The sequence below is a fragment of the Pseudomonas guariconensis genome, assembly GCF_015680235.1.
In the GTDB taxonomy this organism is placed as follows: domain Bacteria; phylum Pseudomonadota; class Gammaproteobacteria; order Pseudomonadales; family Pseudomonadaceae; genus Aquipseudomonas; species Aquipseudomonas guariconensis_A.
In genome coordinates this window covers 1-26,219 of record NZ_JADLJL010000034.1, presented here as the reverse complement: position 1 = coordinate 26,219, position 26,219 = coordinate 1, and the positions used below count along the sequence as shown (strand labels likewise).

The window sequence follows — 26,219 nt, the reverse complement described above, 5'->3', positions numbered from 1 at the left end:
GCAAAGGAGTGCTCCGTGGTTCCTCATTCCGCTACCCACCAACGCGGCGCGATCGGCCTGATGGCCGCCCTTACCCTGGGTTTGGCATTGCTGTTCATGTTGCTCGTGGTCGACAGCGGCAGGCTCTACCTGGAACAGCGCAAGTTGCAGCGGGTTGCCGACATGGCGGCGTTGGAGGCCGCCGGGCAGAATGCCGTGTGTTCGGGTACCGGCCCCCAGGCCACCACCATCGCCCGCACCGCCGCCACGCGAAATGGCCACGATGCCGCCAATCCACTGGTGGCCAGTTGTGGATATGTGCAGACCGGTGCCGACCAGTTGCGAACGTTTACCGTTGATGCGTCGCGTAACGAGGCGATCAAGGTTGAAGTTAGAAAGACGGTACCTAGCAGTGTCGCTGGCGGCCTATTTTCCCTTGTAAAAAATAGCGATTTGTCTCTAGACACTACGTTGAGAGCCCATGCAGTAGCCGCCAGGCTCGGCGAGCCGCAAGCCATGCTAAGCATTAAGACCACCTTGGCAAGTGTCGATTCAAATCAGGCGACGCTACTCAATGCCTTGTTGCGGGAGCTGGGCAGCGATGTGCAACTCGATGTAATTAGCTGGGATAATATTGCGGGCCCCAGGATCAATTTACTCAAGTATTTTAAGCAAGCGATCTTGGAGGTCGACTCCGATATCGGCTCTCCCCAAGAGCTACTCAACACCAATGCTCAAGTATCGAAGCTCTTGAAGGCAGTGGTAACGGTAATGCAGCAGAACGGCGAATTCGTCACGGTGACCGACACGTTGACTAGCCTTTCTGAAAGTCTCGATCATCTCTATGTGAAATTGGGCGATATCCTCACGATCCAGAACGGGACCACTCAGGCAGGTTTGGATGCCAATGTGCAAGTCCTACAGCTCCTCCAGAGCATGCTTTTAGCAAGTGATGGCGCTCGTGCGGCCGTTCTCAATCTGTCGAGTGGCATTCCTGGCTTGATAACCGCGAATGTACGCCTGCAAATCGTCGAGCCCCCGCAATTTTCCGCTGTGGGCAATCCAAAGACTGACGAGATAGAAGTCCATACTGCTCAAGCGCGTGCTTTGATTTCCTTGGATCTACCGATCCTGAACTCTATTGCCGGCTTGGTTAACGCTGTGGCAGGTCTTGCAACGCCATTGACATCAGCGGTCAACAGTCTACTGCACCTTAACCTCCTGGATGCGCTACAGGGTCTGACATGCTTACTCAGTCAATGCAAATACACTGATATTCGGGTTGTTGATAGTGCATCCTCCATTGACATCGGCATAGAGGTGGCTAGCGCCAATAGTAAAATCACCGAATATCGCTGCCGCCCGAGCAAAAGCCTCACTGCGTCAACGCACAATTCAGCTGCAATTGTTTCTATAGGGAAATTCAAAGACCCCGCTGCTTTTTTCAGCCAAGGTGCTGCTTCGTTATCCCCTCTTCCGATAATAGATATCGGCATTAAAACTTGCGGCCCGCTTGGCTCGAATTGTACCCGCAAAGCATTTGCCGCTGGCGGGGTGGGCCTGAAAATTAAAGCTCCGATCTTGGAAAGCTCAGCATTCCCCATAACGTTCATCGGCAACGTGCAATTACCGAAAATAGGGGACAATCCTTATTATTTATCTACAACTGCTAAGGACCCCATTGCCACTCTAACCAGCACAACCGCCGGACTCCAACTCCAGGCATTCGAACCCACAGTCGATAGCGGCTTGGGCAATGCCTTGATATTGACATCAGGCATCCTCGACACCGTCAGGTCTATTATTGAACCGATCATCAAAGGGCTGCTCAGCCCATTAATAGACCCCTTAGTAAACTCTTTATTAAAAGTCCTTGGTATTGATTTGGCGAAAGTCGAAGTCGGCGCCAACCTCACCTGCTCCAGCGGCCACGCTCAACTGGTGATGTGAGTCGGCAAACAAACCTTGAAACACGCCCCTTCCGCCCCGTTAACCACACTCAAGCTCCCGCCCATCCCTTCGACAATCCCATAGCTCACCGACAACCCCAAGCCGGTCCCCACCCCTGCCGGCTTGGTGGTGAAGAACGGCTCGAAGATGCGGGTCAACAGCCGAGGGTCGATACCGCCGCCGTTGTCCTCTACCCATAGGCACAGCTCCCCGGGCTGCACGGTCTGGCGAATGCTGATCCACCCCTCGCCCCGGCGCTGTTCGAGCAACGCGTCGCGGGCATTGATCATCAGGTTGATCAGCACCTGCTCCAGCTGGTCCTGATGCCCGAGCACCGCAGGCTGCTCGTCGGGCACTTCGATGCGCAGCTTTACCCCCTTGCCTCGCAGGTTGTCCTGCAGCAGCGCCGCCGCCTCGGCCACTGCCCCCCAGGCGACGAAGCACTGGCGTTCGATCTCCGAGCGGCGACCGAACACGCGCATATGGTCCACTAGGCGTGCGGTGCGTTCGATCTGCGTCTCGATGCGGTGCAGCTTGTCTTGCAGATAAGCGGGCTCGGCCGTGCCGTTTTCCAGGCGCTTGAGCGCATTGGCGGTGGCCATGCGCATCACGTTGAGCGGCTGGTTGATCTCGTGCAGCAAGCCGGTGGTCAGCTCGCCCAGGGTGGCCATCTTGGCGCCCTGGAACAATTGCCGCTGGCTGCGCCGCACCTCGGTGTTGTCGCGGCCCACGGCCTGGATCTCCAACAACCGCCCGTGCTCGTCGAACAGCCCGCGGTCGGCCCAAACCCACCAGGCATGCTCGCGGCCGGGCAACTGCAGGCAGATCTCCGCGCTGCTCACTGGGTGCTCCGGGGTCAGCGCCGCAAGGCGTGCCAGGAATGCCTCGCGCTGCTCGTCCGACAGCCACTGGCCCAGGTTCATGCCCACCAGGTCGGCCGGTGCGCATTGCAGGTAATCGGCCAAGGGCCGATTGCCGAACACCAGGCCAAGGTCCGGGCGGTAGCGGCAGATCATCGCCGGGGAGTCCTCTACCAACACGCGATAGCGTTCCTCGCTCTGGCGCACCCGCTCGGCGGCCTCGGTCGCCTCAGTGACGTCCAGCCACAGGCCGACCACCTCCACCGGCTGGCCGAGGTCATTGCGCAACAGGCGCGCTTCGTCCAGCACCCAGTGATACCCGCCCAGGTTGTCGCACAGCCGGTAGCGGCAACGGGCCTGGCCGTCGCGCAGCAGGGTGCGGGTACGCTCGAGCCACAGCGGGCGGTCCTGCGGGTGAACCGCCAGGCCCGGCTGGCGGGCCTGCTCGCTGTCCATCGCCCAGCCGAGCAGAGGCATCAGGCTGGCGCTGAAGAATTCACTGTGCAGCGCGCCCTCGGCATAGCGCTGGATGTAGATCACCGCTGGCGAGCTGGCGATCAGGTTTTCCAGGCGTGCCCGGGCCGCGCCCGCCTGCAGCTCCTGGGCCTTGAGTGCGCTGATGTCGAGTAGAAAACCTTGCAGCTGGCGGTTCTGCCAACGCCCTACCCAATGGAACCAACTCACCGCCTGCTCGTCGCCTTGCGGTATTCGCACGCTCAGGCTCAGATCCGCACCGCTGCGGGCCTGCTCGAGGGCCAATTGCGCCGGCTCACGATCGGCCGGGTGCAGGCGAGCCAGCCAGTGTTCCAACCCAGCCTGGCTGGGCAGCTCGAAGCGCGATGCCAAGATCGGGTCCAGGTGCAGGCCACCTTCGGCCGACCATGCCCACCAACCGGCTCCCAACTGCTGCTGCAGCTCATCCAGGTAGTGGGCCTGGCGTTGCAACCGGGCAAGGCGGTAGCGGCTCAGCAACGTCTGCGCCAGGGCATGCCACACCCTGTTCGGGCCTTCGCCCCCGGGCATCGTACCGCCGGCACAGAGCAACCAGGCCTGGATGTCCGAGCCTTCGCAAAACGGCAGGAGACTCAGCGAAACGCCGCCGCACAACGCCAGCAACTCAGGCGCAACGACACCGTCCAGGCGCGGTGCCGACAGCCAGGGTTGCAGGCGCGCATCCTCGGGCCAGGGCCAATCGCACGCATTGTCGGCGAAGCTGCGCCAACCTGCGGCTTCGTGCAACAGCACACGCAGCGCCCGCACCTGCCAGCGCTCGGCCAGTTGTTGCAGTTGCTCGGTGACGCAGGGCACCAAGTGGTCTTCGCTACACTCCCGCACGGCACGGCCAATCTCCAGCGCCAGCTGAGCGTGCTCCTGGGCCTGCCTGGCGTGGGCACTTTCGAGCAGCAAGTCACCGATATCGAACAGCTGCAGCAACCAACCCTCGCCCTGGCGCATAAGCCAGCCTCGGGTGCGCAGCGGGTGGCCGGTGACCGTATGGAAATCCAAGTCCAGCGGTTGCCCTTGCCAGTCTGCGGGTTCCCCTTCGAGCACCAGCCAGCTGTGCCGCTCCAGGTGGTCGTGCACGCGGCCACCCCCTTTGAGCGGCAATGCCAGTAGCGTACGCAGGGGGCCGGACAACCGCAGCACGGCGCCCTGCGGGTCGAGCCACAGCTGCAGGCCGACCGCCGCGGGCACCTCGGGCTCGGATGCCAGCGGCGGCGTCCCCAGCCAGCGGTCGAACAGGCCCGTCACAGTTGCAGGCTCGCTTCGGCCTGCAAGTGCTCGGGCAATCGAGGTACTTCGCCTATCACAGGCAGCACCAGGACCGGCAGCACATTGGTCAATTGCTCTCGGGGGTAGTCGATCGAGACCGTCAGCAGATTGTCTACCAACGCCACCCGCGCATGGCTGGCGGCAGTGAAGCCCAGCGCCGCAGGCATCCACGCCAGTTGCTGGTCAATCACCTGGCGCGCCAGGGCCTCGTAGCCAGCGCTGCCGCTGCCCGGCTCCAGCGCCACGCAGCGGCGTACCGCCTCGCTGGTGGCCTGATTGAACGACTGCAACATGAGCATCGGCAGCGCGTAGCTGACCAATCCGTAGAACACTGCGAAGAACACCATGAAGACTGCGACAAACTCGATGGCTGCCGCGCCTTTTTGCCGTCTCGCCAGGCTTGCTTTCATGTTCGCGTCTACCCTGACTATGACACTTGCTGAAAGCATAGAACCGTTCAACGAATAGGGATGGCAATTTGCCAATGCAAAGCATTGTTCTCCTGATGTGGCTTGCCTTGTGCACCGAACAAGATCTCCGTGAACGCCAGCTTTCCAACACCCTCACCCTGGGTGTCGCAGCCTGTGCACTGGCCTGGCTGTTCGGCACCGGCCACAGCTGGATCGGCGCCGATGCCAGCGAGGCGGGCTGGGCGCTGGCCATCGTCATGCTGCTCACCCTGCCCGGCTACATGCTCGGCCGTTTCGGCGCCGGCGACGTCAAGCTGATGGGCGCCCTGGCCCTGGCCACCAGCCCGCAATATGTCCTGGGCACCTTCATAGGGGCCGGGCTGACCGTGGTCGCCTGGTTGCTGGGCCGGCGCAGGCTCTGGTTGCTGCTCAACCCCAAGGTGAAGAAGCGCCTGCAAGCCTTGGCCGAGGAAGTCGGCGACAAACAACCCTTCGCTCCGTACGTGTTGATGGGGTTCCTGTTGACTGCGGTATGGATTCAATAGTGACCTAGTGGTCATTTCGCCTGTACAACTCTTGTACATAATTGCAAAGTGCGACTACTTTCTTAGGCGGCCAGGGCACAGATGCGACGGCCGAAGCGAACAGGGAGTTGATCGTGAACAAGTACACCAGCGCCGTAAAAATACTGGTTGTCGATGACGAGCCATTGGTTGTCGAAGAGTTATGCGAGTTTCTTGAAGGCAATGGTTACACCTGCATCCCGGCCCACTCAGCGATCGAGGCCATCGAAAGCTACCAGGCCGACGAGCAGATCGGCCTGGTACTCTGCGACCTGGACATGCCCGACATCGATGGCGTCGAGATGGTCCGTGCATTGAAAGGGATCAATGGCCGCCAGCGCGTGTTCGAGGCGATCATGCTGACGGGCCGCGCCGAGAAGCAGGACGTGATCCGCGCGCTGCGCGAAGGCTTTGTCGACTATTACCAAAAGCCCATCGACCTGAAGGAGCTGCTCGAAGGCGTGCGCCGCCAGGAGCAGGCGCTGGTCGAGCGACGCCGCAACGTGCGGGAACTGGGCAACCTCAACCAGCGGCTGCAGGAGCTGGCCGAATCCATCGATGGGCTCTACCAGGACCTGGAAAAAGCCCGTGGGCAGGGCCTGCATCGGCGCGCAACGGATGTCGAGGAAGCCGAGCCCGAGCTGCCGCCGGCCTTCGAGAAGCTCTCGCCGCGTCAGTTGGAAGTCGCCAGGCTGGTGGGCAAGGGCAAGACCAACTACCAGATCGCCTGTGAACTGGGCATCACCGAGAACACCGTGAAGCTGTACGTCTCCCAGGTGCTACGCCTGACCCACATGCACAACCGCACGCAGCTGGCCCTGGCGCTAGCGCCACGCTCGTCGCCGGTGCACCAGCGCTTTACCGCCCATTAAACCGCCCCGTGGCCTGCGCCTCCCCTGTAAAAGCGCTGCATGGCACCGGCGGCGCCGGTGTTCGCGGGACAAGCCCGCTCCCACAGGGGGGCGGCGCTAGCCGCTTGTTCTCTGCGCGACAGCGCAGCCCGAAGGGCTGGGTAATCTCCCACAAGAACCTGCTCGCGCCGCCCCTGTAGGAGCGGCCTTGTGCCGCGATGGGCTGCATCGCAGCCCCGACCATCCAACCCTGCAAGAACGGTTTACCCGCGAGTCATCCAATGCGCTGCATGGCACCGGCCACGCCGGTAATCGCGGGGCAAGCCCGCGCCTACAGAGGCCGGCGTGGCCTTCAATCATCCGACGAACTCACCTTCTGCCACCGGAATACCTCGGGGATCGGATACTTGTAGCTGTCCAGCCAACGTTGCATGGAGGCATCCCGCTCCGCCGCGGTCTGCACTTGCACCCTGGGCGAGGCCTGCTGGTTGCTCGCCTGCACACGCAACCAGGCTTCTGCAGCCGAATCCGGCGGCGCCTGGCGAAGGGGCTCGTCGGCCAGGGCCGGCAAGGGGCTGGCCACCAGGGCCAAGGTCATCAACAACTTGTACATGGCTACGCCCTCCTCGCCCTCAACCGACCGTGCCACGCCCGGTCGCCTTCAACTGCCTGGCCCGTGCCTGCGCCTCGGCGAACTGCTCCGGCTTGAGCCGCAGCCGGGCCACCAGATCGGTGGCCTGCTGCCAGTTGTCCTCGACCAGCGACAAGGTCACCAGGTTGACCGCCGGCAATGGGTTGTCGTCCTTGAGTTCGATCGCCGTGAGAAACTCGAACCGCGCCTGCTCGTGATTGCCCAGGTTCATCAGCACCACGCCCAGGTCGTTGCGCACCTTCTCGTCGGTCGGCGCCAGGCGCACGGCCCGTTGCAGGTTGCGCAGGGCCTGCACATCGTCGCCACGGGCCGAGGCAAGCTGCCCCAGGCCATGCTCGCCTTCTGCCGCCAGGCAGCCGCCCAGCAGGCTGCGGTACAACGGCTCGGCCTCGCTGCGCCCCAGCAAACGCAGCACGCGCGCCTTGCGCAGGCGCACCTGATCGAGGTCGTCCGGCAACTGCTGCAAGTGCGCAAGGCTGGCATGCGGGCGGCCGTCGTTGAGCACCTCGTCGGCCAGGTTCAGGGCCAACTGCTGATCAGCGTTGGGCTTGCCGCACGCGGGCGTGCCCAGCAACCGGGCGATGCCTTCAGGTGGTTGGCCCGCGCAGCCGCCAAGCAGCAACAGGCCGGTGAACAACAGGATCGCTTTCATTCACTTCCCCTCCCCTCAGGACGCCAAGGCCCGCGTCAGTGCGGTGAACCCCGGCCCGGCCAGGACAATGAGCAAGGCCGGGAACAAGAACATCATCATCACGGCCGACATCTTCGCCGACATCTTCGAGACCCGTTCCTGCAGGCGGGTCAGGCGCCGGTCGTCGAGCAGGGCTTTGAGCGCCTGCAGCGACTTCATCGCGCCGCTGCCCTGCACCAGCAACTGGCGCAGGATCACGCAGGTGTCGATGAGCTCGTCCACCGCCAGAAGCTGGGCGGTCTTTTCCAGCTCCGGGCCCAAAGCCAGGCCCGAGTCCACCCGTTGCAGGACCAGACGCAGCTCCTCGCTGATCTCCGGCACCAGGGTGCGGCCCTCATGGCTGAGCACTCGCAGCGCCTGCTCCACCGCAAGGCCAGTCTCGAACAGGATGCGCAACAGCGGAATCAACAGGCTCACCTCCAGGGCGATGCGCTGCTGGCGCCGCAACGCCGCCACCGCCAATACACGCTTGGGCAACAGGTAGCCGATGCACAGGGCACACAAGGGCAGAACCAGCCAGTAACCGACACGGCCGCCGGCAAGGCCATGCTGCAGCAACAGCGCCAAGGCCACCGCCACCACCGGCAGCCCCAATTGCAGGGCGGCGAACAAGGCTCGCTGGCGGCTGCGGCGCCAGCCCAGCCGGTCCAGCAGGGCCTGGGTTTCGCCATCGAGCTGCTGCAGACGCTGGCCCAGCGAGGTACTGCCCAACCAATGCAGCCAGTCCCCAAGGCGTTCCTCACGCACCAACCGCCCCTGCAGGCGGCGGGCGACCAGCTGCCTTGCACGCAACTGGCGCAGGGCCTGGACGCCAAACAGAACGGACGCCGCGAACAGGCACAAGGCACAGAGCAGCAAGGCCATGGTCACAGGCTCCTCATCATGCGCCAGAGCACCAGGCAACCGACCGCCTGCAACACGAAGGCGAACAACAACATCATCTGCCCATGGCTGTCGCGCCACATGGCCAGCAGGTAGCCCGGATTGCCCAACAGGAAGTAGCCGACCATCGCCAGCGGCAGTGCGCCGAGAATCCATGCCGTGACCCGTGTCTCACCGGTCATGGCCTTGAGCTGACGCGCCCCCTGTTCACGTTCGCGAATCAGCTTGATCAGGTTCTCCAGCAGCTCGCTGGCGTTACCGCCATAGTGCTGGTTGATGCGCAGCCCCAGGGCGAACAGGCGCAGCTCGTCCTGCTCGTACAACTCTGCCAGTTCGCTCACCGCCTCTTCCAGGGGCACGCCCAGCTGTACATTGCGCCGCACCCGGCCCATGGCCGAACGCAAAGGCTCGCGGGTGCCGTCGATGCCACCGAGCACCGCGTCGCTCAAGGTACGCCCGGCCTTGAGGCTGCGCACGCTGTAGTCCAGCAAGCCAGGTAACTGGGTGATGATCTGCGCCACCCGGCGGCGATAGCGCAGGCTCAGGTAGAGGTAGCCAAGCAGCGGCAGCCCCACCAGCAGCATCAGCGCCGCGACCCAGCCGGCCAGCCATGCGGCCAGTGCGACCACCACCAGCCAGCCGAGCAGCCATGGACGCAGGCTGAGCTCGCCCGGGGCCAGCCCCGCCCGTTGCAACAGCGGGTCGAGCCAATCGCGCCGGGCGTTACCCGTGCGCACCGCCTGGTAGGCACGCCCCAGGCGCTGGAGGATGCGCTCCTCGCCACGCTTGTGCAGGCCCAGGCGCCACAGCAGCAAGGCGATGCCCAGCAGCAGCGGCGACAACCCCAGCAACAGCGGGCCCATCACAACAGGCCCTCGTTGCGCAGCTTGGCGCCCGCCGGGTTCGGCGCCTCGCGCAGGAAACTGTCGCCGCCGCGTCGGTCAAGGCGGAACAAGGTGTTGGTGACATACACGTCATCGCGCACCCCGACGACCTCGAGCACTTCGCTGACACAGCGGCGCCCATCGGCCAGGCGGGTCAGCTGAATCACCACGTCGAGCGCCGCGCAGATCATCTGCCGCAGGGTCTTCTCGGCGATCTGCCGCCCGGTCAGGCCCACCAGGGTCTCCAGGCGCAGCAAGGCATCCTGGGCGGTGTTGGCGTGCACCGTACTCATCGACCCGTCGTGCCCGGTGTTCATCGCGGTGAGCACATCGAGCACCTCGGCGCCGCGGATCTCGCCGAGCAGGATGCGGTCCGGGCGCATACGCAACGCGTTGCGGATCAGCTCGCTGGCCTTGATCTCGCCATGCCCCTCGGCATTCGGTGGACGGGTTTCCAGTCGCACCACATGGGGGTGATGCAGTTGCAGTTCGGCCACGTCCTCGATGGTCACCAGACGCTCATGGGGCGCGATCATCTGGCTGAGGATGTTGAGCAGCGTGGTTTTGCCGGTGCCGGTGCCGCCGCTGACCAGGATGTTGCAACGGCGCCCCACGGCATTTTCGAAGAAATCGAATATCGCCTGGTCGATGGCCCGCGTAGCCAGCAGGTCGGCACTCTTGAGCATGTCCTGGCGGAACTTGCGGATCGACAGGCAGGGCCCGTCCAGCGCCACCGGCGGGATGATCGCATTGACCCGGCTGCCATCGGGCAGGCGCGCGTCGACCATCGGCGAAGACTCGTCCAGGCGCCGACCGAGCGGTGCGAGGATGCGTTGCATCACCCGCTCCACATGGTGCGCATCGATGAAGCGCAGGTCAGTGCGCTGCAGCAGCCCGCCCCGCTCGACGAATACCCGGTGCGGGCCGTTGACCAGGATCTCGGTGACGCTGGGATCGCGCAGCAACACCTCCAACGGGCCGAAGCCGGTGAGCTCGTCCACCAGTTCCTCGGCCAGGCGCTCGGTCTCGTAGCGCGACAGGGCCAGGTGCAGGCGCGCGATGTAGTCGCCCACCTGTTCCATGACGAACTGGGTCAGCGCCGGCCGTGCGCCTTCGAGCAGGTTGCGGCCGCTGTCCTCCATGGCGTCGATGACGAAACGGTGCAGGGCTCGCTTGAGCGCCTGAGGGTCGGCCGTGGCATGGCGTGGGCCGCCAAAGGGTTCGTCGGCGCTCATTTGCTACCCCACAGCCGGCGCAGCCAGGTGAAGGTCGGTGTCGGGAGCTTCTCGGAACGCCGTGCCAGGCGCTCGCCCAGGCCTCGCAGGGCCTGGGTCAGGCTCTCGCGCGGAGCCAGCTCGAACAGGCTCAAGCCCTGGTTCTTGGCGTTCAGGCGCACTTCGGGGCTGTAGGGCAACGCCTTGAGCAGCGCCAGGCCATAGCGCTTGGCCAGGGCATCGGCGTCGGGCGCCACATTGCGCAGGTAGCGATCCACCAGCAGCACCGCGTGTTCTAGCTTGATACCGCGATCGCGCCATTGCTCGAGCACGTCCAAGGTGCGGCGGCAGTCGAGGATGTTCTGGTCGGTGTAGACGATCAGCTTGTCGCAATGGCTGACGATGGTGCGCAAGGCTTCGCTGTCGGCTTGCCCGGTGAGGTTGATCACGATGTGCTGGAAGTGCTGGCGCAAGGCGCTGAGCAACATGTACAGCTCGGCCGCGCTGGTCTGTTGCAGCGGATCGTCGCTGTCGGCGTAGGCTAGGATGCGCAGGCCGCCCTTGTCACGGGCGAACGCGCTGTCGATCAAGGTGGCGTCGAGCCTGCGCAGGTGGCGCAGGGCATCGCCGAAGTAGAACGACTCCTCCATCCCGAGCAAAGCCAGGCTGTCGCCGCGCGGCAGGCCGAGGTCGAGCAACAGGGTCTGCTGCCCGCTTTCCTGCACCACCCGCGCCAGGTGGGAGGTGAGCAGCGCACCGTCGGCACCAGGCTGGGCGCCATAGAGCACCGTGAGGCCGCCCAGGTTGGGGTTGCTGGCCACCGCCGGCAGGCGCTTGCCAAGCCGGCGTACCAACCCGGCCACTTCGCTGGCACGCGAGCCGTAGGCCACGAAGTCGCGGGCGCCAGCGCGCATGGCATGCAGCACCAACTGGTTGTCCATGCCATCGCCCAGTGCGACGATCGCCAGCATCGGCTTGGCCTCCAGCACACCTTCGATCAAGGCGCACTGGTTGACCAGCTGCTCGCGGTCCAGGCCGATGAACATCAGGTTGCTGAAGGTCACGTCGACCAGTGCCAGCAGCTCGTCGAGGCTGCCGCTGTTGGCACCGATCACCTGGCCCAGCGGGGTCAGGGCACCTTGCAGCCACTGCAGGTCTTCTTCGTTGCGGGTAATGGCCAGGTAGGTCTGGTTCAGCTCGTTCATCGCGATAACCCGCTACGGCCTTCGAAATTGCCGTTTTCCAGGAAGAACAGCTGGCCCCAGCTGGGGTCGTAGGTGCGCAGACGCTCGCCCGGCAGCTCCGGCAGGCGCGCATTGGCGGCCAGCGGCTGGACCAGGTGCGGGGTGACGATCATCAAGAGCTCGGTGTCTTCTCGGTTGAGCGTCGACTGGCGGAAGAACGCGCCGAGAATCGGCAGGTTGCCAAGGCCGGGCAGCTTGTCCACGGCCGAACGCGTGTTGCTGCTGACCAGGCCGCTGATGATGAAGCTCTCGCCATCGGCCAGGGAAATGCTGGTGTCGGTGCGCCGCACCTTCAGGCCCGGTACCAGGGTGCCGGCGATGTTCACGGCGTTGGTGTAATCCAGTTCGCTGACTTCCGGTGCCACCTTCAGGGTGATGCGGTCGCGGCTGACCACCGTGGGGGTCAATGCCAGACGCACGCCGAATTCCTTGTATTCGATCGAGACGTTGTCGCTGCCGCTGCTGGGCACCGGGATGGGAATTTCACCGCCGGCCAGGAAGCTTGCGGTCAGGCCGCTGAGCACGGTCAGGCTGGGGCGCGCCAGGGTGTAGGCGAAGCCGCTGTTCTCCAGGGCGTTGATCGCGGCCAGGAAGCGGCTGCTGCCACCGCCCCAGACGATGTTGAACACGTTGTTGTCGAGCGGGATCACCGGGCGGTTGATCGGCACTTCGCCCGGGCTCACCCCGGTGACCGGCACGGTGCCAGGCGATCCGATCAGGCTGTTGTTGGACCCCTTGAAGAACAGCCGCGCCCCGGCCTCCTTGTACTTGACGCGCTGCACTTCGACGAAGCGGATATCGGCCTGCACCTGGCTGGGCAACTGCTCGTCCTGGGACGGCAGCAGCGCGCCTTCGGCCATATCCGCGCTGGCTCTGCCTTTGACGAACAACATGGCCCGGTGAGGCTGCGGGGCGCAGGCGGTCCACAGCATCAGGCTAGTGTTGCCCGGCCCCACCGCAGTCAACAGCACGGCACGCTCGCCGCTGGCCTGGACGTCTGCGACCTTGGGCTCGCCTATCGCTACCCGGGTGATGGTCACCGGCAGGCGCAGCTCCTGCTGCAGGCCCTGGTCCATCTCGATCACCGACGGCAACTCGCCGAACGCCGAGCAGCCATTGGCGGCCGCCTGGGCAAGGGGCACTGCCAGTATCAACGGCAGGGCCTGGCACAACTGTCTGAGTATCCGCTCGATACTACGCATGGCGGCGTCCTTGCTGGGTCACGGAGTCTTGGGAGTGTCATCGGCCTGGGCGCCGCGGATGATCTGCATGCCGGGCGCACTGTTGCCGGGCACCACCGCCTTGGCGATGGGTACCTGGGACAACTGGCTGAAGCGATAGAGTTCGCGGTTGGCGTTTTCCACCTGGGCAGCGCCCTGCGGATCGGACCAGTAGCGCGCCAGCAACTGCTCGTCGGCACTGCGCACCGCCAGGCGCAAGGTACCGGCCTGGGCCGCCAGCATAAGGCGGCTGGCCAGGGCCTGCGGCACGGCCAGGACCACGGTCTTGGTGGCGACACCCATCTGGCTGCGCTGCGCCTTCTGCTCGTCGGCGGTCTGCGCCGGGCGGCCATCGTTGGCCAGCCCCGTCTGTTCGCCGACACTGAGCACCCGCAGGGCCGGAAGCACGACCTGGGCGGAGGATTGCGGGTTGTTGTTCTCTTCACGCAGGAACAGCAGCACATCCACATAGTCGCCCGGGCGCACCTGCCCGGCGGCACCGGCCACATCGTCGACCGCCACGGCCACCGCACGCTCGTGGCGGCGGATCATCCGCGCCAACGGCCCACCGGCCTGGAAGCTGTATTCATCGAGCCAACTGCCTGCAGCCAGAGGGCGGCTGCTACTACGCCCCACGGCCTGTTCGATACGTTGGAAAGCACCGGCGGGCACCACCTGCAGGCGCTCGAGCAGCAGGTCGTCTGCGGTCAGGGGCGTATTGGCGGGGATGTCGCGGCGTACCACGACGATCTGCGAACGAGCGGGTTCTTCGACCTTGGCCGGTACCGGTGCGGCGACAGGCACCGTCCCTTGTGCCTGCGCGGGGGCCGGTTGCGCAATAGGCGCTGGAGGACGGCTGAGCACAAGGCCCCAGTATCCGGCCAGGATCGCCGCGACCAGAAACACGCCGGCGAGAACCATGGTCAAGCGACTACTCATATCCGCTAACCCCTTGCACCCACTGCCGAGAACAATGATGGCAAAAAGTAACCATCTTGCTAATGGAAGGTAGCCGAGGGCGTCTGTTTCGCCATTTTTTCAGACCACTATTTCGGGACATAAAATTGACGCATAGGCAAAACAGCAGCTTAGCGCTCCTGTTTCAAATCAATACTTTAGGATTAATACCTTCTTACATTTGCAGGTTTTCATGGGTTGGCGATTCTGTGATGGCAAAGGGGTATCACTCAGGCGAATCCCCCGCTACCGGCGCTTGATCGCGCAAGGAGTTGTGCCATGCTGCTGAAACTGTTTGTCCACTGCAAAGTCTTCCTGCAACGCAAGGATGGAGCGTCTGGTATCGAATATGCTGTAATCGCTGCAATGGTCGCTGTTGTTCTGGCTGGCTTTGTTCCGGGGATTTCAGAAAGCGTCACAAACATAATGACTGAGATTAAAGATGCTTTGGTAGTTCCGCCGGCTAGTTAATCCATTTATGACTTTTTGATCCGCTGATGGGAAATTCACCATGCCAACCTCTTCCTCACGTCAACAGATCCTCCTGGTAGACGACGAGGAAGAGGCGCTACTCGAACTCGCCGAACTGCTGGAAAACGAAGGCTTCATCTGCCATACCGCCAGCTCGGTCAAGGGCGCCCTACTCCAGCTCACCCGCCACCCGGACATGGCGCTGGTCATCACCGACCTGCGCATGCCCGAGGAGAGTGGCATCGGCCTGATCAAACGCCTGCGCGACCACACCGCCCGGCAGCATTTGCCGGTGATCGTCATGTCCGGCCACGCCGACATGGATGACATCAGCGACTTGCTGCGCCTGCAGGTGCTGGACCTGTTCCGCAAGCCGATCTACCACGCGCGCTTGCTGGAAACCTTGGACAACCTGTTCCCAAAGCCGCGGATGTTGGTGGCGGGCTGAAGCCATGATGTCAATCAGCGCTTTGGCCAACGACACCTGACAGATACGTGAGTTAAAACCCTCCAGCCTCCGCCATTACCCTCCTTTGCTCATTTTTTTGCAAAGGAAAGCAACAATGAAACATTGGCATTACCTCGGCGTTTTACTCACCCTCTGTCTATCTAGCACGGCTGTCTTGGCCAAAGACATGACGGTGACGATCAGCACGGTCATCAACAACAAAGTCGGCGAGGACCAGTGCATGGACCTGGCGTCCGACAAAACGAAAGTCATATTCAATCGCTGTGACACCTCGCCGACCCAGCAATGGGTCATGCAAAACTCCGGTGTTTTCAGCACCCTCAAGAACAGCACCCTGCCCGATGATATCTGCCTGTTCAGCACTACCAATGGGTCACGTGTGGACATGCGCCGATGCAACAGCGGCACCTATACCTCTCAAACGCTATGGCGCATGACCCCCAAGCCAAACGAGACATTCACCATCACCAGCAAAGTACAGAATGACTATGGCCGTAACGGTCAACTTTCCGTGGACGAAGATGGCAACCTGACGCTCAACGACCCGGCAGGAGCCGTGGGCAATTGGAAGGTCCCCCATTATGTTGCGCCAAAGCGAAACATGAAGGGCGTCGTTAACGTACTGTTGCTCAATACCCATTTCACCGGCACGTCCGAGCAGCCGACAGAAAGAATCCGCAACGCCCTGTTCGGCGGCGAAGGTGCCGTAGTCACGATATCCGACGCAACGTAATAGCGCCCTGAAAGATATAGGAGTTAACGCCTCCGTAGCGACCACGTACGCTCACTGACTCATGCTTTTATTGAAGGATTCACACGATGAAATCAATGGGTTATCTCAGCATTTCGCTGGTCGCCGCTTTTCCCTATTTATTCAATTACCTGTCCATCGACAACGACTTTTCCACAACCCAGCGGGAAGAAAAAGGCCTGGACACTCGTCAGGACCTCCCGTCCAGCGACGCTGCGAACGCCCGGAAACGGGAAGTCGCGGCAAGGAAGGACACAGATCGAAACAGCACTGATCGTCCCTTGCCAGGCGATGTCTGTCTTTTCTCTTCATTCAATGGCAATGAAATCCAGGCTCGTGAGTGCGGCAGTGGCCATTACTCATCGCAAGAACTGGGGGAATTGATAGGCGCAGACGACCGCCAACACGCCCTGCGCAGCACGGTTCAAGTCGAGCGGGCAAGAAGCGAGTCACTGGAGGTCTGCCAGGGCAGGCTCGCTTGAAATGCCACCAGGCTCATAGCGCAAAAGCAAAACGGATGGTCAAGCGCGGTTCTCGCCCCCGATTGTCCAGTGCCACATCCGCCAGCGGCTTGGCCATCTCCAGGGCAAGATTGGAACCCTGCCCATCCCCCAGGCGCAGGCCCACGGCAACGGACGCCATGCGCGCATCTTCCGTATCGAGGCCATTGGACCAGGCCCGGGCGGCATCGAGCACAACATATGGCTGCACCAGCCGCGCCCGTCGGGAGCCGGGGTGAAAGCTGCGGTTCAGCTCATACGCCATCCCCCATCCTTTGTCGCCCGACGCCTGATCGGCGGGGTATCCCCGCCCAAAATGCTGGCCGCCGAACAGCACGCGCTCGCTGTCAGGCAAGTCGTTCGCACTCCAGTAAAAAGCCGCCGAGGCCACCCCCTGCCAATTGCCCAGGAAGGAATCGCTCTGCAACGCACCCAGTCGCAGGCGCAGGAAATCCACATCGCGATCACTGTCGCTGCGCGCGCCCAGCTGATCCAGACCTTGATACACGCCCGCGCTGACGATGCGTAGCCGACCGGCATCCACCTTGCGCCAGTCGCCTTCGAAAGACACGACCCGGGCGTAGGTGTCGCGGTCGTCCAAACGCGCTCGGTAGCCGACATGATCGGTCGCCGTATAGAAACGCCCGACCACATCCAGCCACTCCCCGGGCTTGGCGATCAAGGCCTGGCTGATGCCGATGCCGAAACGCTCGTTCTCCCAGCGTTGGCGCACATCACCGCCATGGGCGAGGCGCATATAGGTACGCGGCTCGCTGCGATAGCGCGAAGCCCAGAGCAGCAACCGGCTGCCTTCGTCGTCCAGGTACTGGCTGTAGTCGAGCCGGTAGAAGCGTGCCTTGCCATCGCCCGGCGGCCACGACACACGCGCCGCCATTTGCTCGGCGAAGCGGGTCTGGGCATGGCTGGCGATGCCTGCAAAGGCCTGGGCCGATTCGCGGCTGCCATCGGTCATCGTCAATTGGCCGGCAAACGCTTTGCGTGATACCCGCAATACCAGGCGCATGGCCCCTTCACGCCCCGTGCCTGGGGCCAGCTCGGCCTCGGCACTCACCCCTGGCATGCGATCGATCAGGCCGAGGTAACGCTCGAAGGATTCGCGCGTCAGCGGCCGCTCTGCCGTGAGCTTGCCCAGCAAACGCTCCACGTACGCCGCTGCGGGGCCGAGGTCGCCCTGCAACTGGTAATCACTGATGTAACCCTCCACCAGCACCACCTGCACACGGCCATCGGCAAAGTCCTGAGAGGGCAGGTAGGCGCGGGAGAGAATGTAGCCGTCCTGCCGGTAGCGCTGGGTCAGGCGCTCGGTCACCGCCAGCAGTTCGGTCAACGTCACCTCTCGCCCCACCAGCGGCTGGTAATGCTCGCGCAGTTCGCTCAGCAGGTACACGGTACCGCCTTCGAAGCGCACCTTGTGCACGGGTATCGGCGCGTTCAAGGTCATGAGGCCGTGCTGCTGGCTGGCCTGTGTCGGCACCGGCACACCGTACAAGGCAGGGCGGTAGGCATCCGCCGGCAGGTTCGGCACAGGCAGGCGGCCTGCGACCGCGTCGCCGTCGAGGGCGGGCGGCAGAGGGCCGGCACGGCAGGTCAAGGACAGCATCAGCAGGGTGATGGCCAGAGAACGCATGGAACGCTCCGTGATCCAACGAAGACGGGGCGCGTCGACACCGCCCTCGGGCTCAAGCTTAGGTGCTGGCATGACGGTCGTCGAACATTTGACTGGCAAGGGCGAAGCCTTTGCCAGGCGACGGTGATATCGGGTCCGGCCTAATCGCGGGACAAGCCCCACCCACCAGGCCTGCGCTGTTTTCAGAGACACCGCCGTACCTGTGGGAGCTGGCTTGCCAGCGATAGGACCGGGGCAAGCAACTCAAGACAGTTGGCTCCCACAAGGGACCCTATGAGAGCGGGCTCGTCCCGCGAAAGGGCTGCAAAATGGCCCCCGGGCGTTCCGGTCACTCGCTGACCTGAAACTCCACCCGCGCCGTCTCGCCACTTTCATCCAGGGCGCTGAGCTCGATGCGCCCGGCCTGCTCGAAACGCACCAGCAGGCTGTCCTGGCCACGGGTTTCGCCCAGAGGCCGACCATTGAGGAACCACCAGCGCTGCCCACCGCCGCCCAGCGCAGAGACATACAGCTGCAACGGCTCGCGGCTGGTGGCCGGACGGCGCAGGTTATCGCCGGGCCGCACGCCGACGATCGACAGGGGTGGCGCACGGGGTGGTGTCTGCGGCGGGCAAGCGTCATCTACCGCAGGCAGGCGCGCGGCACGCCGTTCGACGCGGGGCAACCAAGGCTCCAGGGGCGCCGGCCACAGCGCCACGTCCCGAGCCTTGGCACCGGGGCATCCGGCATCCACGCGCAACCCCCGGTCATTGACCCAGATGGCCTCGCGCAGGCCCAGCCCCAGGGGTTGGTCGGCGGCCTGCAGCGTCGGCGGCGTGGTCCCGTCCAAAGTCCATGCAAAGCGCTGGCGCCGGCAATTCGGGTCTTGTCGGTTCATCGGCTGGCCCAGAGGCCAGCACACAGCCGCCACGCCGACACTCGCCGGCACCCGCGCCACCGGAGCGCCGATGCCTCGCTGGTTGTCACGGTTGCTCAACAGATCGTGCACCTGCAGCATCAACGGCGCCGCCGAGGCCAGGCCGAACTGCCCCGGCACCGGCGTGCCGTCCGGGCGGCCGATCCATACCCCGATCAGGTAGCGCGGCCCGACGCCCACCGACCAGGCATCGCGAAAGCCATAGCTGGTACCGGTCTTCCAGGCCAGTTGCGGACGCTGCACCAGCTCGGCATGGGGGTCGCGGTCCGGGCGGGCCTGGCCGCTGAGGATACGCCGCACGATCCAGGCCGCCCCGGGCGAGAGCAGCCTGCGCTCCACCAGCGGGTCCGTCGGCTGCAAGCGGATCCGCGCACTCTTGCCGTCACGGGCGAAAGCCGCATAGCCCCCGACCAGGTCCTCCAGGCGGCTGCCGGCTCCGCCCAGGATCAACGACAGGTTCGGCTCGGCGAGCGGCGGCAGCACCAGCGGCATGCCACCCATGCGCATCTGCGCGGCAAAGCGTTTCGGCCCGTAGGCTTCCAGCAGCTGCACCGCCGGCAGGTTCAGCGACAGGGCCAGGGCAGCGCTGGCCGAGACCGGGCCGCTGAAGCCCATCGAGAAGTTGCCGGGGCGGTAGTCGCCATAACGGCGCGGCACATCCTGTAGCAGCGACTCGGAGTGGATCAGGCCATCGTCCATGGCCATGGCGTAGAGGAACGGCTTGAGGGTCGAGCCTGGCGAGCGCAGGGCATGGATCATGTCGACATGGCCGAAGCGACGCGCATCGCTCAGGTCGATCGAGCCCAGGTAGGCGCGCACCGCCATGGTCTGTGCCTCCACCACCAGCACCGCTGCCGAGGTGCGCTCCGGCAGGCGGGCGCGCCAGCCCAGCAGCAGGTCTTCCAGGCGCCGTTGCAATGCTGCATCGAGGGTGGTGCGAATGAGCGGCGGGCTGTCGGCAGTGTTCAAACGCCGGGCCAGCAACGGTGCCAGCGCAGGCTCCTGACGCGGCGCCAGCAACAAGGCCTCCTCCCGTGCTTCCTGGATGCGCTGGGCCGGCCAGACCTGGTAGTCGGCCAGGCGCTGCAGCACCTTGTCCCGTGCCCGCTGGGCGCGCTCGGGGTGCCGGTCAGGGCGCAGGCGGCTGGGCGCCTGGGGCAGCACCGCGAGCAGCGCCGCCTCGGCCGGCGTGAGGTGCCTGGGCGACTTGCCGAGGTAGGCCCAACTGGCGGCTGCCACGCCTTGCAGCGTGCCACCGAAGGGGGCGCGGTTGAGGTAAAGCTGGAGAATCTCGCGCTTGGACAGGTGCCATTCCAGCTGCGCCGTGCGCCACAGTTGGCGCAGCTTGCCCGGTACGGTGCGGTCGTGTGGATCGAGCAACCGCGCCACCTGCATCGACAAGGTACTGCCCCCGGACACCACGCGCCCGCCTCGCAGGTTCAGCCAGGCGGCTCGTGCCAGGGCCAGCGGATTGACCCCCGGGTGGCTGTAGAACCAACGGTCCTCGTAGGTGAGCAGCGCCTCCAGGTACAGCGGCGAGACCTCGTCGGGGCTGACCGGATAACGCCACACGCCATCGGCATCGGCGAAGCGCCACAAGGGCGTGCCGTCCTCGGCCAACACCACCCGTGCCAGGTCATCGTCCGGCATGGGCAATGGCCACAGACGGTCGGCCAGCCACACGCCTCCCATCACCAGCAGCCCAGCGATGGCGATAACACGCAGGGCCCTTGCGGTACGCGTAGGCAGGCAGGCTAACATGGGCACCGGGAACCGACTGGGCCAGGTAATGGCCAAAGGCTAGGGAACGGTACCCACGCCGATTCGATCATCAGGAAGCAACTATGCATGTAGAAGGTTTTTTCGAGTGGCTGGGCCAGGCACTGGGTTCGTTGATCCGTTTCATCGTCGACGCATTGAGTGGTCTGTTCAACCTGCTGGCCAATGCGGGGGGCAATTTCATCGATGGCCTGGCACGCACCCTGGGCATGGACACCTCGCTGGTCAGCATCCTGGCCCTGGTGGTCGGCCTTATGCTGCTGTACTCGGCAATCCGCGCCTTCATGCGCGCCTCGGTCATCCTCGGGATCGTCTGGTTGCTGCTGGGGTTGTGGGTGTTGAGCTGGGTGGTTCACTGACGTTCAGGTCTTGAGGCGGGTGGTGGCTTTGGAATCGAGCGCCGCGCGGGCGGCGCGCGATCTCACCAGCACCGAAGTTGCTGCGGCGGACTAACGCCCGCGCACCACCATTTCTCCCTGACCGTCCCCAACCGCCTGCAGGTTCGGCCGGTACATCGACTCCACCTGCGGCGGCGGCACACGATAGGTGCCCGGCGTCACCGCGCGGGCCAGGTACAACAGGTGGCTGGTGCCATAGCCATCGAGCTTGAGCGCCGCCACGTACCGGTCGTCGCGGTACTCCTGGTGCACCAGGTTGGCGTTCTGCATCGACTCTCGCCATTCCTTCACGGCACTGCTGGCGTTCTCCAGGCTGGCCGCGCTCTGGGCCAGGTTCTGGTTCTCCAGCTCGAGGCCAGCTGGCAACAGGTCCACCACCAACGCATCCGGCACCTGGGTATCGGCCTTCAGCGCCAGGTGTACCAACACCAGATCGCCACTGCGCAGGTTGCGTACATCCAGCGGCTGGCCGTTCATGCCCAGGTACTCGCGGCGCACCTGCATGCCGTTGCCCCCCGCCGGCGGTGCCTGGCGTGGGTAGCCGGAGAGCGTCAGCTGTTGGTAGAGCGTCTCGCTGCCTTGGTTCTGCACGGTCAGCGGCGACCTCAACAGCGGCCCCGTAAGCGTCATGCCCGCCTCGGCATTATTGAACTGGCGAACCTCGCCGGCGCTGTCCAGGCGCGCCTGCCACTGGCCTTCCGGCTTGCCCAGCAAGCCGCGACCCGCCAGGAACAGGGCATTGCGCTCCTGGGTCGACAGCCAGCGGTTGGCGGCCAACTCATCCGAGAGGGCGAACAGGCGCTGGTCGACCTGGTTGCTGGCCAGCGTGTTCTCCTGCAGCAATGCCAGGATCAGCGCCTGGTCACGCAGCTCGCTGCCATAGTCGGCCAGCCAGCCTTCGCCACGGCCGATACCCAGGCCCGCCTGCAGGGCCTGCTGGGCACGTGGCTTATCGCCCATCTTGTCCAGCGCCACTGCCAGTTGCACCAGCGGCAGGCCGGAGCGGGCGTCGCTGCGGCGCTCGAACAGGCTACGCAACGCGCCCAACGGCGCCTGCTGGTTGCGCGACAGGACCAAGCCCGCGTAAGCCTGTACGGCGAAACGAGTGTGGTCGGCATTCTGGCTGTAGTCCACCTCGATCAGGTTGCGCTCCTGCAGGTAGCGCAACAGGCGTTCGTTGGCCTTCTTCAACGCTTCGGCAGGCACGCCGAAGCCTTGCTCGCGGGCGCGCGACAGAAAGTCGGTGACATAGGCGGTAAGCCAGTATTCCTCTTCGCTGTCCGAACTCCATAGGCCGAAGCTGCCGTTATAGCGCTGCATGCCCAGCAGGTGCTCGATACCCATCTCGATCTTGCGCTTGCGCACCTCGGCCGGCTCGCCCTTGATCCCCAGGCGCTTCAGGCTTTCGACGTCGGCATAGAGCGACGGGTACAGGCCGCTGGTGGTCTGCTCCAGGCAGCCATACGGGTAGGCCTCGAGCGCGCGGATCTGCTCGGCCAGGTTCAGCGGTGGGCGGCTCGAGAGCACCAGGCTGGCCTCCAGGCCCGCAGGCTCGAACTCGGCCAGCTCATGTTCCGGCAAGGTCCAGGGCTGGTCCTTCAAGGCGACCCGATAATGCTTGAGCATCGCCGGGTACGCCGGGCGCACGCCCAGGGTCCATTCCCGCTCAAAGGCATTGCTCGGCTCGCCCGGCAACTGCAGGCCGTTGACCCGCACCACCACCTTGCCTTGACCAAGGCCACCTTGGGCCTGCACCGGGATCATCAAGGTCTTGCGCTGGCCCTCGGCCAGGTTGACGTTCTGCTGCCCCTCGCCGGCCAGGGCCAATTGGCCGGAGGCGCTGACCTGCACGTTCAGTTGCTGGGTACGGCCAGACAGGTTGGCCAGGTCCAGGGCCAGGCTGGTGCGGTCTCCACCAGCCAGGAAACGCGGTGCCGACAGCTCGGCGATCAACGGCGCGGCGACCACGGTCTTGCCTTCGGCCATGCCGAAGTGCTCGTCGGTCCAGGCCTGAGCCATCAGCCGCAGTTCGCCGTTGAAGTCAGGGATGTCGACGCTCGCCTCGCCCTCGCCCTGCTCGTTCAAGGTCACCGGCAGGCTTTGCTGGGCAACGATGGTTACCGTGGTGTTGGGGCGCTTTCCGCCCTTGGCCATGGCCGCGTCGCCACCGAAGGCCAGGCTGGCCAGGCGGCCCTGGCCGGCCTCGATCAGTTGGCCGTAGATATCCAGCTGGTCGGCGCCGTAGGCCTTGCGGCCGAACAGGCTGGCATACGGGTCCGGGGTCTTGAAGTCGGTGATGTTGAGGATACCTACGTCCACTGCCGACAGCAGAACATGCACCTGCTTCGGCACACTGCCGTCGGCGTTGGTCGCCTTGAACTTCACGGTCAATGGCTGCTTGGGTCGCATCTTCTCAGGCGCCTGCAGGGTCACGGCGAGCTTACGCTCGGCACGGTCCAACGGCAGGTGCAGCACACCCACGGCACGCTTGGGCGTGGCGTTGGCCTTACGCTCGCCGGGGCGTATCACCAGGGCGCTAATGTACAGGTCATGGCGTGCCCATTGCTCGTCCAGCTGCACATCGAAGGTCTTGCCCTCGGCGGGCACCTCGATCTCCTGCCACCACAACGGGCCGTCGCTGGACTCGATCATCAGGTAACCGCTGCCTGCGGCCGGTGGCGTGACCGTGACCTTGGCCGTGGCGCCGTCGGCGTAGGAGGGTTTGTCCAGCGCCAGCTTGACCTGGTCCGGGCGCACCGCGCCGCCCTCGGCGTTGTCCTGGGCGCGGTAGCCGGCCCAGAAGCGTTGGCTGGATACCAGCCCGGTCTGCGGGTCCTCCACCTCGACACGGTAGGGCCCCCACTCCACTTGGAAATTCAGCTTGGCCGTGGCGCCGGCCTGGACGCTGACCGTTTCCTCGCTCTGGGTGAGGAATTTTTCGTTGTAGTTGTAGCTCCAGCCATCGCTCTCGGAGTAGTTCCAGTAATAGTCGCGACGCTCGCGCACCAGGCGCACCTTGAGGTCGTCGGCGGCCAGCTTGTGGCCTTCGCGGTCGGCCACCAGCACTTCGAATGTCACCGGGCCGTCGCTGTCGGTTTCCTCACCCTCGAACAGACCGCGCAGCCCCGGCAGGCGCTCGGCAGGCCAGATCGGCTGCTCCAGGCGCCGGGTGATCGGCCGACCACCGGACTCCTGCAGGCTGGCCTGTACGGTCAGTTGCAACGGCGAACGGGCCTCGGCCCAGCGGCTTTCGATTTCCAGGGTGGCCTTGCCGGCGTCGTCGAGGGTGACCTCGTCCAGCTCCAGGTCCTGGCTGAGTTCGGTCTCGGTGACCGAGCCGAACTGGTAGCCCGGCAGCGCCGGTACCGCCTCGCGCAGCGGGCGCAGGTAGGCCTGGCCACTGAGACGGTTGCCGGCGGCCGGGGCGCCATAGAGGTAGCGGCCGTTGACCTTGATGCGCGCGGTCTGCTCGGGCGAGAGCGGCGTGCTGCTGCCCTTGAGCTCCAGCGCCAGACGCTCGGGCAGGAAGTCTTCCACCAGGAATTCATGCACCTGCTTGCGCCCGCCGCCCAGGTCCATCAGCAGTTGCCAGCGACCGGTCGGAGCCTCGCTCGCCAGTTGCAGCTGGTACTGGAATAGGCCGTTGCGGTCGGCCTCCCAGACGAATTTGCGGCTGACCTGCTCGTCTGGCCGACGCACTTCCACGGTCACCGGCTGGGCCTTGACGGGCTTGCCGTCCTGGTCGCGCAACAGGCCGTTGAGCAGCACGATCTCGCCCGGGCGATACAAATCACGCGGACCGAAGACGAAGAACTGCAACGGGTTGGCTTGCGGGCCGGTGATGTCGAACTCGGCCAGGTCCAGGGCTGCGGTGTTCAGGCGCAGCAACGTCGTGTGCACGCCCTGGGTGGCGATCAGGGTGTCGCCCTTGGCGGTGATCGGCAGTTGCGCATGGCCCTGGCCGTCCGTTTCGGCCTGGGCCAGCAGCTTGCCCTTGTCGTCGTGCAATGCAAGGTTGACGCCCTTGAGTGCCTTGCCGCCCTCCAGGGCCTGGGCGAACACATCCAGGCGATCACGGTAGCGGTGGGCGGAGACGCCAATATCGCTGAGGGTGAACAGGGTCGCCGGCTGCGAATAGTCGTAGGTGCCCGAGGCACGCATCACCGCCAGGTACACGCCCGGCTCCTGCAGCGGCTTGATGCCGGCAATCGGCAGCAACACGGTCTCGCGGGTGTTGCGCGCCGGGTTCAAGTCGAAGCGGCCACTGTAGACCAGCTCGGCCATGTCCAGGGTTTCCTTGGACTGGTAGTAGTACAGGCTGCTGTTGCGCCCCCAGTTGACCAGGAAACTGGAGAGCATGTCCGGCTTGATGCGGAAGAACTCCACATCGACCTTATTGACGTTCAGGGCGATCACCGGCAGACCTTCGGCCAGGCGGGTGGGCAACAGCGAGCCGCGACTGGCGAAGCCCACGGTCGGTTGCATGTCGCGGGTTTCCAGGCGGCTGACCGACTCGGCCTCCAGGCGTTTGCCATTGACCGCCAGCAGGCCCTTGTCGACGGTGAGCACCAGCTTGCGCTGCGGCTCCAGGTGACGCAGGCGCAGTTCCATCTGATTGTCGGAAAGCTCCCAGGCACCATCGAGCTTACCTTTTACCGTGTCGACCAGGTGCACCTTGGCGGCGAAGTCCTGCTCGGCGTCCAGCGGCGCGGAGAAGCTGATCGACAAGGTGGCGGCGCCGTCGAGCTGGACTTCCGAGACATCCAGCACGGTAAGTTCGCGGTCGGCGTAGCGCTTGGCGAGTACCGCTGGGTCTTCGCGCTTGGGCGCCTTGGCTTCGGCAGGGGCCGACGCAGCCGGCTTCTCGGCGGGTGCGGGGGCATCCTTCGACGAGGAATCACAGGCACTGAGCAACGCCAGCGCGCAGGCCAGCAACAATCCTTTGTTGAGCATTTGAGAGAGAACTCTTCGGCAGCATGTACGTGAGGGAGGCAACTATAGCGCAACGGTTGGTCGCTTACCTGGCGATGCGCAGCTAATGGGACGCGATTCGCGCCGATCGGTCGCCTGCTCGGTACAATGGGCGCATTTGAGCTTGCAAGGGGCCGCTTCGCATCCCATCGCCGGCAAGCCGGCTCCTACAGGAATTGTGGGAGC

Annotated in this window: 21 protein-coding genes; 8 read left to right on the top strand and 13 right to left on the bottom strand. The window is 64.5% G+C overall.

Annotation, left to right across the window (positions count from 1 at the left end; genetic code table 11):
• Positions 1 to 15 precede the first annotated feature (15 nt).
• Entirely contained in the window at positions 16 to 1,929 is a 1,914-nt protein-coding gene (locus IRZ56_RS19210; RefSeq protein WP_328311885.1) for a TadG family pilus assembly protein, read from the top strand.
• Here the strand turns inward: IRZ56_RS19210 and IRZ56_RS19205 are convergent.
• The gene (locus tag IRZ56_RS19205; RefSeq protein ID WP_196146391.1) at positions 1,914 to 4,541 is read right to left on the bottom strand and encodes a PAS domain-containing sensor histidine kinase; all 2,628 of its coding nucleotides are present in this window, start codon (positions 4,539 to 4,541) and stop codon (positions 1,914 to 1,916) included. The genes IRZ56_RS19210 and IRZ56_RS19205 overlap by 16 nt on opposite strands.
• On the bottom strand, positions 4,538 to 4,972 hold the full coding sequence (locus IRZ56_RS19200) for a TadE/TadG family type IV pilus assembly protein (RefSeq protein WP_196146390.1): 435 nt from the start codon (positions 4,970 to 4,972) through the stop codon (positions 4,538 to 4,540). The genes IRZ56_RS19205 and IRZ56_RS19200 overlap by 4 nt, the downstream gene beginning before the upstream one ends.
• Positions 4,973 to 5,046: 74 nt before the next feature.
• On the opposite strand from IRZ56_RS19200, the gene IRZ56_RS19195 reads away from it, so the two are divergent.
• Both IRZ56_RS19195 and IRZ56_RS19190 read left to right on the top strand, forming a co-directional pair.
• Complete coding sequence (locus IRZ56_RS19195; protein WP_196146389.1) at positions 5,047 to 5,517, top strand: prepilin peptidase; 471 nt, start codon at positions 5,047 to 5,049, stop codon at positions 5,515 to 5,517.
• Between the two features lie 113 nt (positions 5,518 to 5,630).
• Positions 5,631 to 6,407: a response regulator gene (locus tag IRZ56_RS19190; protein ID WP_196146388.1), complete on the top strand. Its 777-nt coding sequence runs from the start codon at positions 5,631 to 5,633 to the stop codon at positions 6,405 to 6,407.
• A 331-nt stretch (positions 6,408 to 6,738) separates the two neighbouring features.
• On the opposite strand, the gene IRZ56_RS19185 is transcribed toward IRZ56_RS19190, so the two are convergent.
• Genes IRZ56_RS19185 through cpaB form a run of 8 tightly spaced genes read right to left on the bottom strand, consistent with a single transcriptional unit; the run spans position 6,739 to position 14,112 of the window.
• A complete protein-coding gene (locus tag IRZ56_RS19185; protein ID WP_196146387.1) occupies positions 6,739 to 6,999 on the bottom strand; it encodes a DUF3613 domain-containing protein in 261 nt (86 codons plus the stop codon).
• A 19-nt stretch (positions 7,000 to 7,018) separates the two neighbouring features.
• The gene (locus IRZ56_RS19180; protein ID WP_196146386.1) at positions 7,019 to 7,690 is read right to left on the bottom strand and encodes a tetratricopeptide repeat protein; all 672 of its coding nucleotides are present in this window, start codon (positions 7,688 to 7,690) and stop codon (positions 7,019 to 7,021) included.
• Positions 7,691 to 7,705: 15 nt separating this feature from the next.
• The gene (locus IRZ56_RS19175) at positions 7,706 to 8,593 is read right to left on the bottom strand and encodes a type II secretion system F family protein (protein ID WP_196146385.1); all 888 of its coding nucleotides are present in this window, start codon (positions 8,591 to 8,593) and stop codon (positions 7,706 to 7,708) included.
• A 2-nt stretch (positions 8,594 to 8,595) separates the two neighbouring features.
• Positions 8,596 to 9,477 (bottom strand): type II secretion system F family protein, encoded by an 882-nt coding sequence (locus IRZ56_RS19170; protein ID WP_196146384.1) that lies wholly within the window; start codon positions 9,475 to 9,477, stop codon positions 8,596 to 8,598.
• On the bottom strand, positions 9,474 to 10,730 hold the full coding sequence (locus tag IRZ56_RS19165; RefSeq protein ID WP_196146383.1) for a CpaF family protein: 1,257 nt from the start codon (positions 10,728 to 10,730) through the stop codon (positions 9,474 to 9,476). Before IRZ56_RS19165 ends, IRZ56_RS19170 begins: the two co-directional genes overlap by 4 nt.
• Positions 10,727 to 11,914: a pilus assembly protein gene (locus IRZ56_RS19160; RefSeq protein ID WP_196146382.1), complete on the bottom strand. Its 1,188-nt coding sequence runs from the start codon at positions 11,912 to 11,914 to the stop codon at positions 10,727 to 10,729. Before IRZ56_RS19160 ends, IRZ56_RS19165 begins: the two co-directional genes overlap by 4 nt.
• Positions 11,911 to 13,155 (bottom strand): type II and III secretion system protein family protein, encoded by a 1,245-nt coding sequence (locus IRZ56_RS19155; protein ID WP_196146381.1) that lies wholly within the window; start codon positions 13,153 to 13,155, stop codon positions 11,911 to 11,913. Before IRZ56_RS19155 ends, IRZ56_RS19160 begins: the two co-directional genes overlap by 4 nt.
• Positions 13,156 to 13,173: 18 nt before the next feature.
• A complete protein-coding gene (cpaB, locus tag IRZ56_RS19150) occupies positions 13,174 to 14,112 on the bottom strand; it encodes a Flp pilus assembly protein CpaB (RefSeq protein WP_196146380.1) in 939 nt (312 codons plus the stop codon).
• A gap of 297 nt (positions 14,113 to 14,409) precedes the next feature.
• On the opposite strand from cpaB, the gene IRZ56_RS19145 reads away from it, so the two are divergent.
• The 4 genes from IRZ56_RS19145 (at position 14,410) to IRZ56_RS19130 (ending at position 16,303) form a co-directional block, all read left to right on the top strand.
• Positions 14,410 to 14,601, top strand: coding sequence for a Flp family type IVb pilin (locus IRZ56_RS19145; protein WP_196146379.1), 192 nt, complete (start codon positions 14,410 to 14,412; stop codon positions 14,599 to 14,601).
• A 40-nt stretch (positions 14,602 to 14,641) separates the two neighbouring features.
• Positions 14,642 to 15,049 carry a response regulator gene (locus IRZ56_RS19140; RefSeq protein WP_196146378.1) on the top strand — a complete coding sequence of 136 codons (408 nt, stop codon included), beginning with the start codon at positions 14,642 to 14,644 and terminating at the stop codon, positions 15,047 to 15,049.
• Between the two features lie 115 nt (positions 15,050 to 15,164).
• Positions 15,165 to 15,803, top strand: a complete 639-nt coding sequence (locus IRZ56_RS19135; RefSeq protein ID WP_196146377.1) for an RICIN domain-containing protein — start codon at positions 15,165 to 15,167, stop codon at positions 15,801 to 15,803.
• 86 nt (positions 15,804 to 15,889) lie between these two features.
• Positions 15,890 to 16,303 (top strand): hypothetical protein, encoded by a 414-nt coding sequence (locus IRZ56_RS19130; protein ID WP_196146376.1) that lies wholly within the window; start codon positions 15,890 to 15,892, stop codon positions 16,301 to 16,303.
• Positions 16,304 to 16,316: 13 nt separating this feature from the next.
• Here the strand turns inward: IRZ56_RS19130 and IRZ56_RS19125 are convergent, their stop codons facing one another.
• Positions 16,317 to 17,969 (bottom strand): ShlB/FhaC/HecB family hemolysin secretion/activation protein, encoded by a 1,653-nt coding sequence (locus IRZ56_RS19125; RefSeq protein WP_196146375.1) that lies wholly within the window; start codon positions 17,967 to 17,969, stop codon positions 16,317 to 16,319.
• Between the two features lie 328 nt (positions 17,970 to 18,297).
• Positions 18,298 to 20,646, bottom strand: coding sequence for a peptidoglycan glycosyltransferase PbpC (gene pbpC, locus IRZ56_RS19120; protein ID WP_196146374.1), 2,349 nt, complete (start codon positions 20,644 to 20,646; stop codon positions 18,298 to 18,300).
• Between the two features lie 83 nt (positions 20,647 to 20,729).
• On the opposite strand from pbpC, the gene IRZ56_RS19115 reads away from it, so the two are divergent.
• Entirely contained in the window at positions 20,730 to 21,023 is a 294-nt protein-coding gene (locus IRZ56_RS19115; RefSeq protein ID WP_196146373.1) for a hypothetical protein, read from the top strand.
• A gap of 90 nt (positions 21,024 to 21,113) precedes the next feature.
• Here IRZ56_RS19115 and IRZ56_RS19110 read toward each other — a convergent pair whose 3' ends face one another.
• Positions 21,114 to 26,015 (bottom strand): alpha-2-macroglobulin family protein, encoded by a 4,902-nt coding sequence (locus tag IRZ56_RS19110; protein ID WP_196146372.1) that lies wholly within the window; start codon positions 26,013 to 26,015, stop codon positions 21,114 to 21,116.
• Positions 26,016 to 26,219 lie beyond the last annotated feature (204 nt).

Coding starts and splice junctions, on each gene's coding strand:
- IRZ56_RS19200 (WP_196146390.1), bottom strand. CDS start 4,972: ATGAAAGCAAGCCTGGCGAGACGGCAAAAAGGCGCGGCAGCCATCGAG.
- IRZ56_RS19195 (WP_196146389.1), top strand. CDS start 5,047: ATGCAAAGCATTGTTCTCCTGATGTGGCTTGCCTTGTGCACCGAACAA.
- IRZ56_RS19185 (WP_196146387.1), bottom strand. CDS start 6,999: ATGTACAAGTTGTTGATGACCTTGGCCCTGGTGGCCAGCCCCTTGCCG.
- IRZ56_RS19180 (WP_196146386.1), bottom strand. CDS start 7,690: ATGAAAGCGATCCTGTTGTTCACCGGCCTGTTGCTGCTTGGCGGCTGC.
- IRZ56_RS19175 (WP_196146385.1), bottom strand. CDS start 8,593: ATGGCCTTGCTGCTCTGTGCCTTGTGCCTGTTCGCGGCGTCCGTTCTG.
- IRZ56_RS19165 (WP_196146383.1), bottom strand. CDS start 10,730: ATGAGCGCCGACGAACCCTTTGGCGGCCCACGCCATGCCACGGCCGAC.
- IRZ56_RS19160 (WP_196146382.1), bottom strand. CDS start 11,914: ATGAACGAGCTGAACCAGACCTACCTGGCCATTACCCGCAACGAAGAA.
- IRZ56_RS19155 (WP_196146381.1), bottom strand. CDS start 13,155: ATGCGTAGTATCGAGCGGATACTCAGACAGTTGTGCCAGGCCCTGCCG.
- cpaB (WP_196146380.1), bottom strand. CDS start 14,112: ATGAGTAGTCGCTTGACCATGGTTCTCGCCGGCGTGTTTCTGGTCGCG.
- IRZ56_RS19145 (WP_196146379.1), top strand. CDS start 14,410: ATGCTGCTGAAACTGTTTGTCCACTGCAAAGTCTTCCTGCAACGCAAG.
- IRZ56_RS19140 (WP_196146378.1), top strand. CDS start 14,642: ATGCCAACCTCTTCCTCACGTCAACAGATCCTCCTGGTAGACGACGAG.
- IRZ56_RS19135 (WP_196146377.1), top strand. CDS start 15,165: ATGAAACATTGGCATTACCTCGGCGTTTTACTCACCCTCTGTCTATCT.
- IRZ56_RS19130 (WP_196146376.1), top strand. CDS start 15,890: ATGAAATCAATGGGTTATCTCAGCATTTCGCTGGTCGCCGCTTTTCCC.
- IRZ56_RS19125 (WP_196146375.1), bottom strand. CDS start 17,969: ATGCGTTCTCTGGCCATCACCCTGCTGATGCTGTCCTTGACCTGCCGT.
- pbpC (WP_196146374.1), bottom strand. CDS start 20,646: ATGTTAGCCTGCCTGCCTACGCGTACCGCAAGGGCCCTGCGTGTTATC.
- IRZ56_RS19115 (WP_196146373.1), top strand. CDS start 20,730: ATGCATGTAGAAGGTTTTTTCGAGTGGCTGGGCCAGGCACTGGGTTCG.
- IRZ56_RS19110 (WP_196146372.1), bottom strand. CDS start 26,015: ATGCTCAACAAAGGATTGTTGCTGGCCTGCGCGCTGGCGTTGCTCAGT.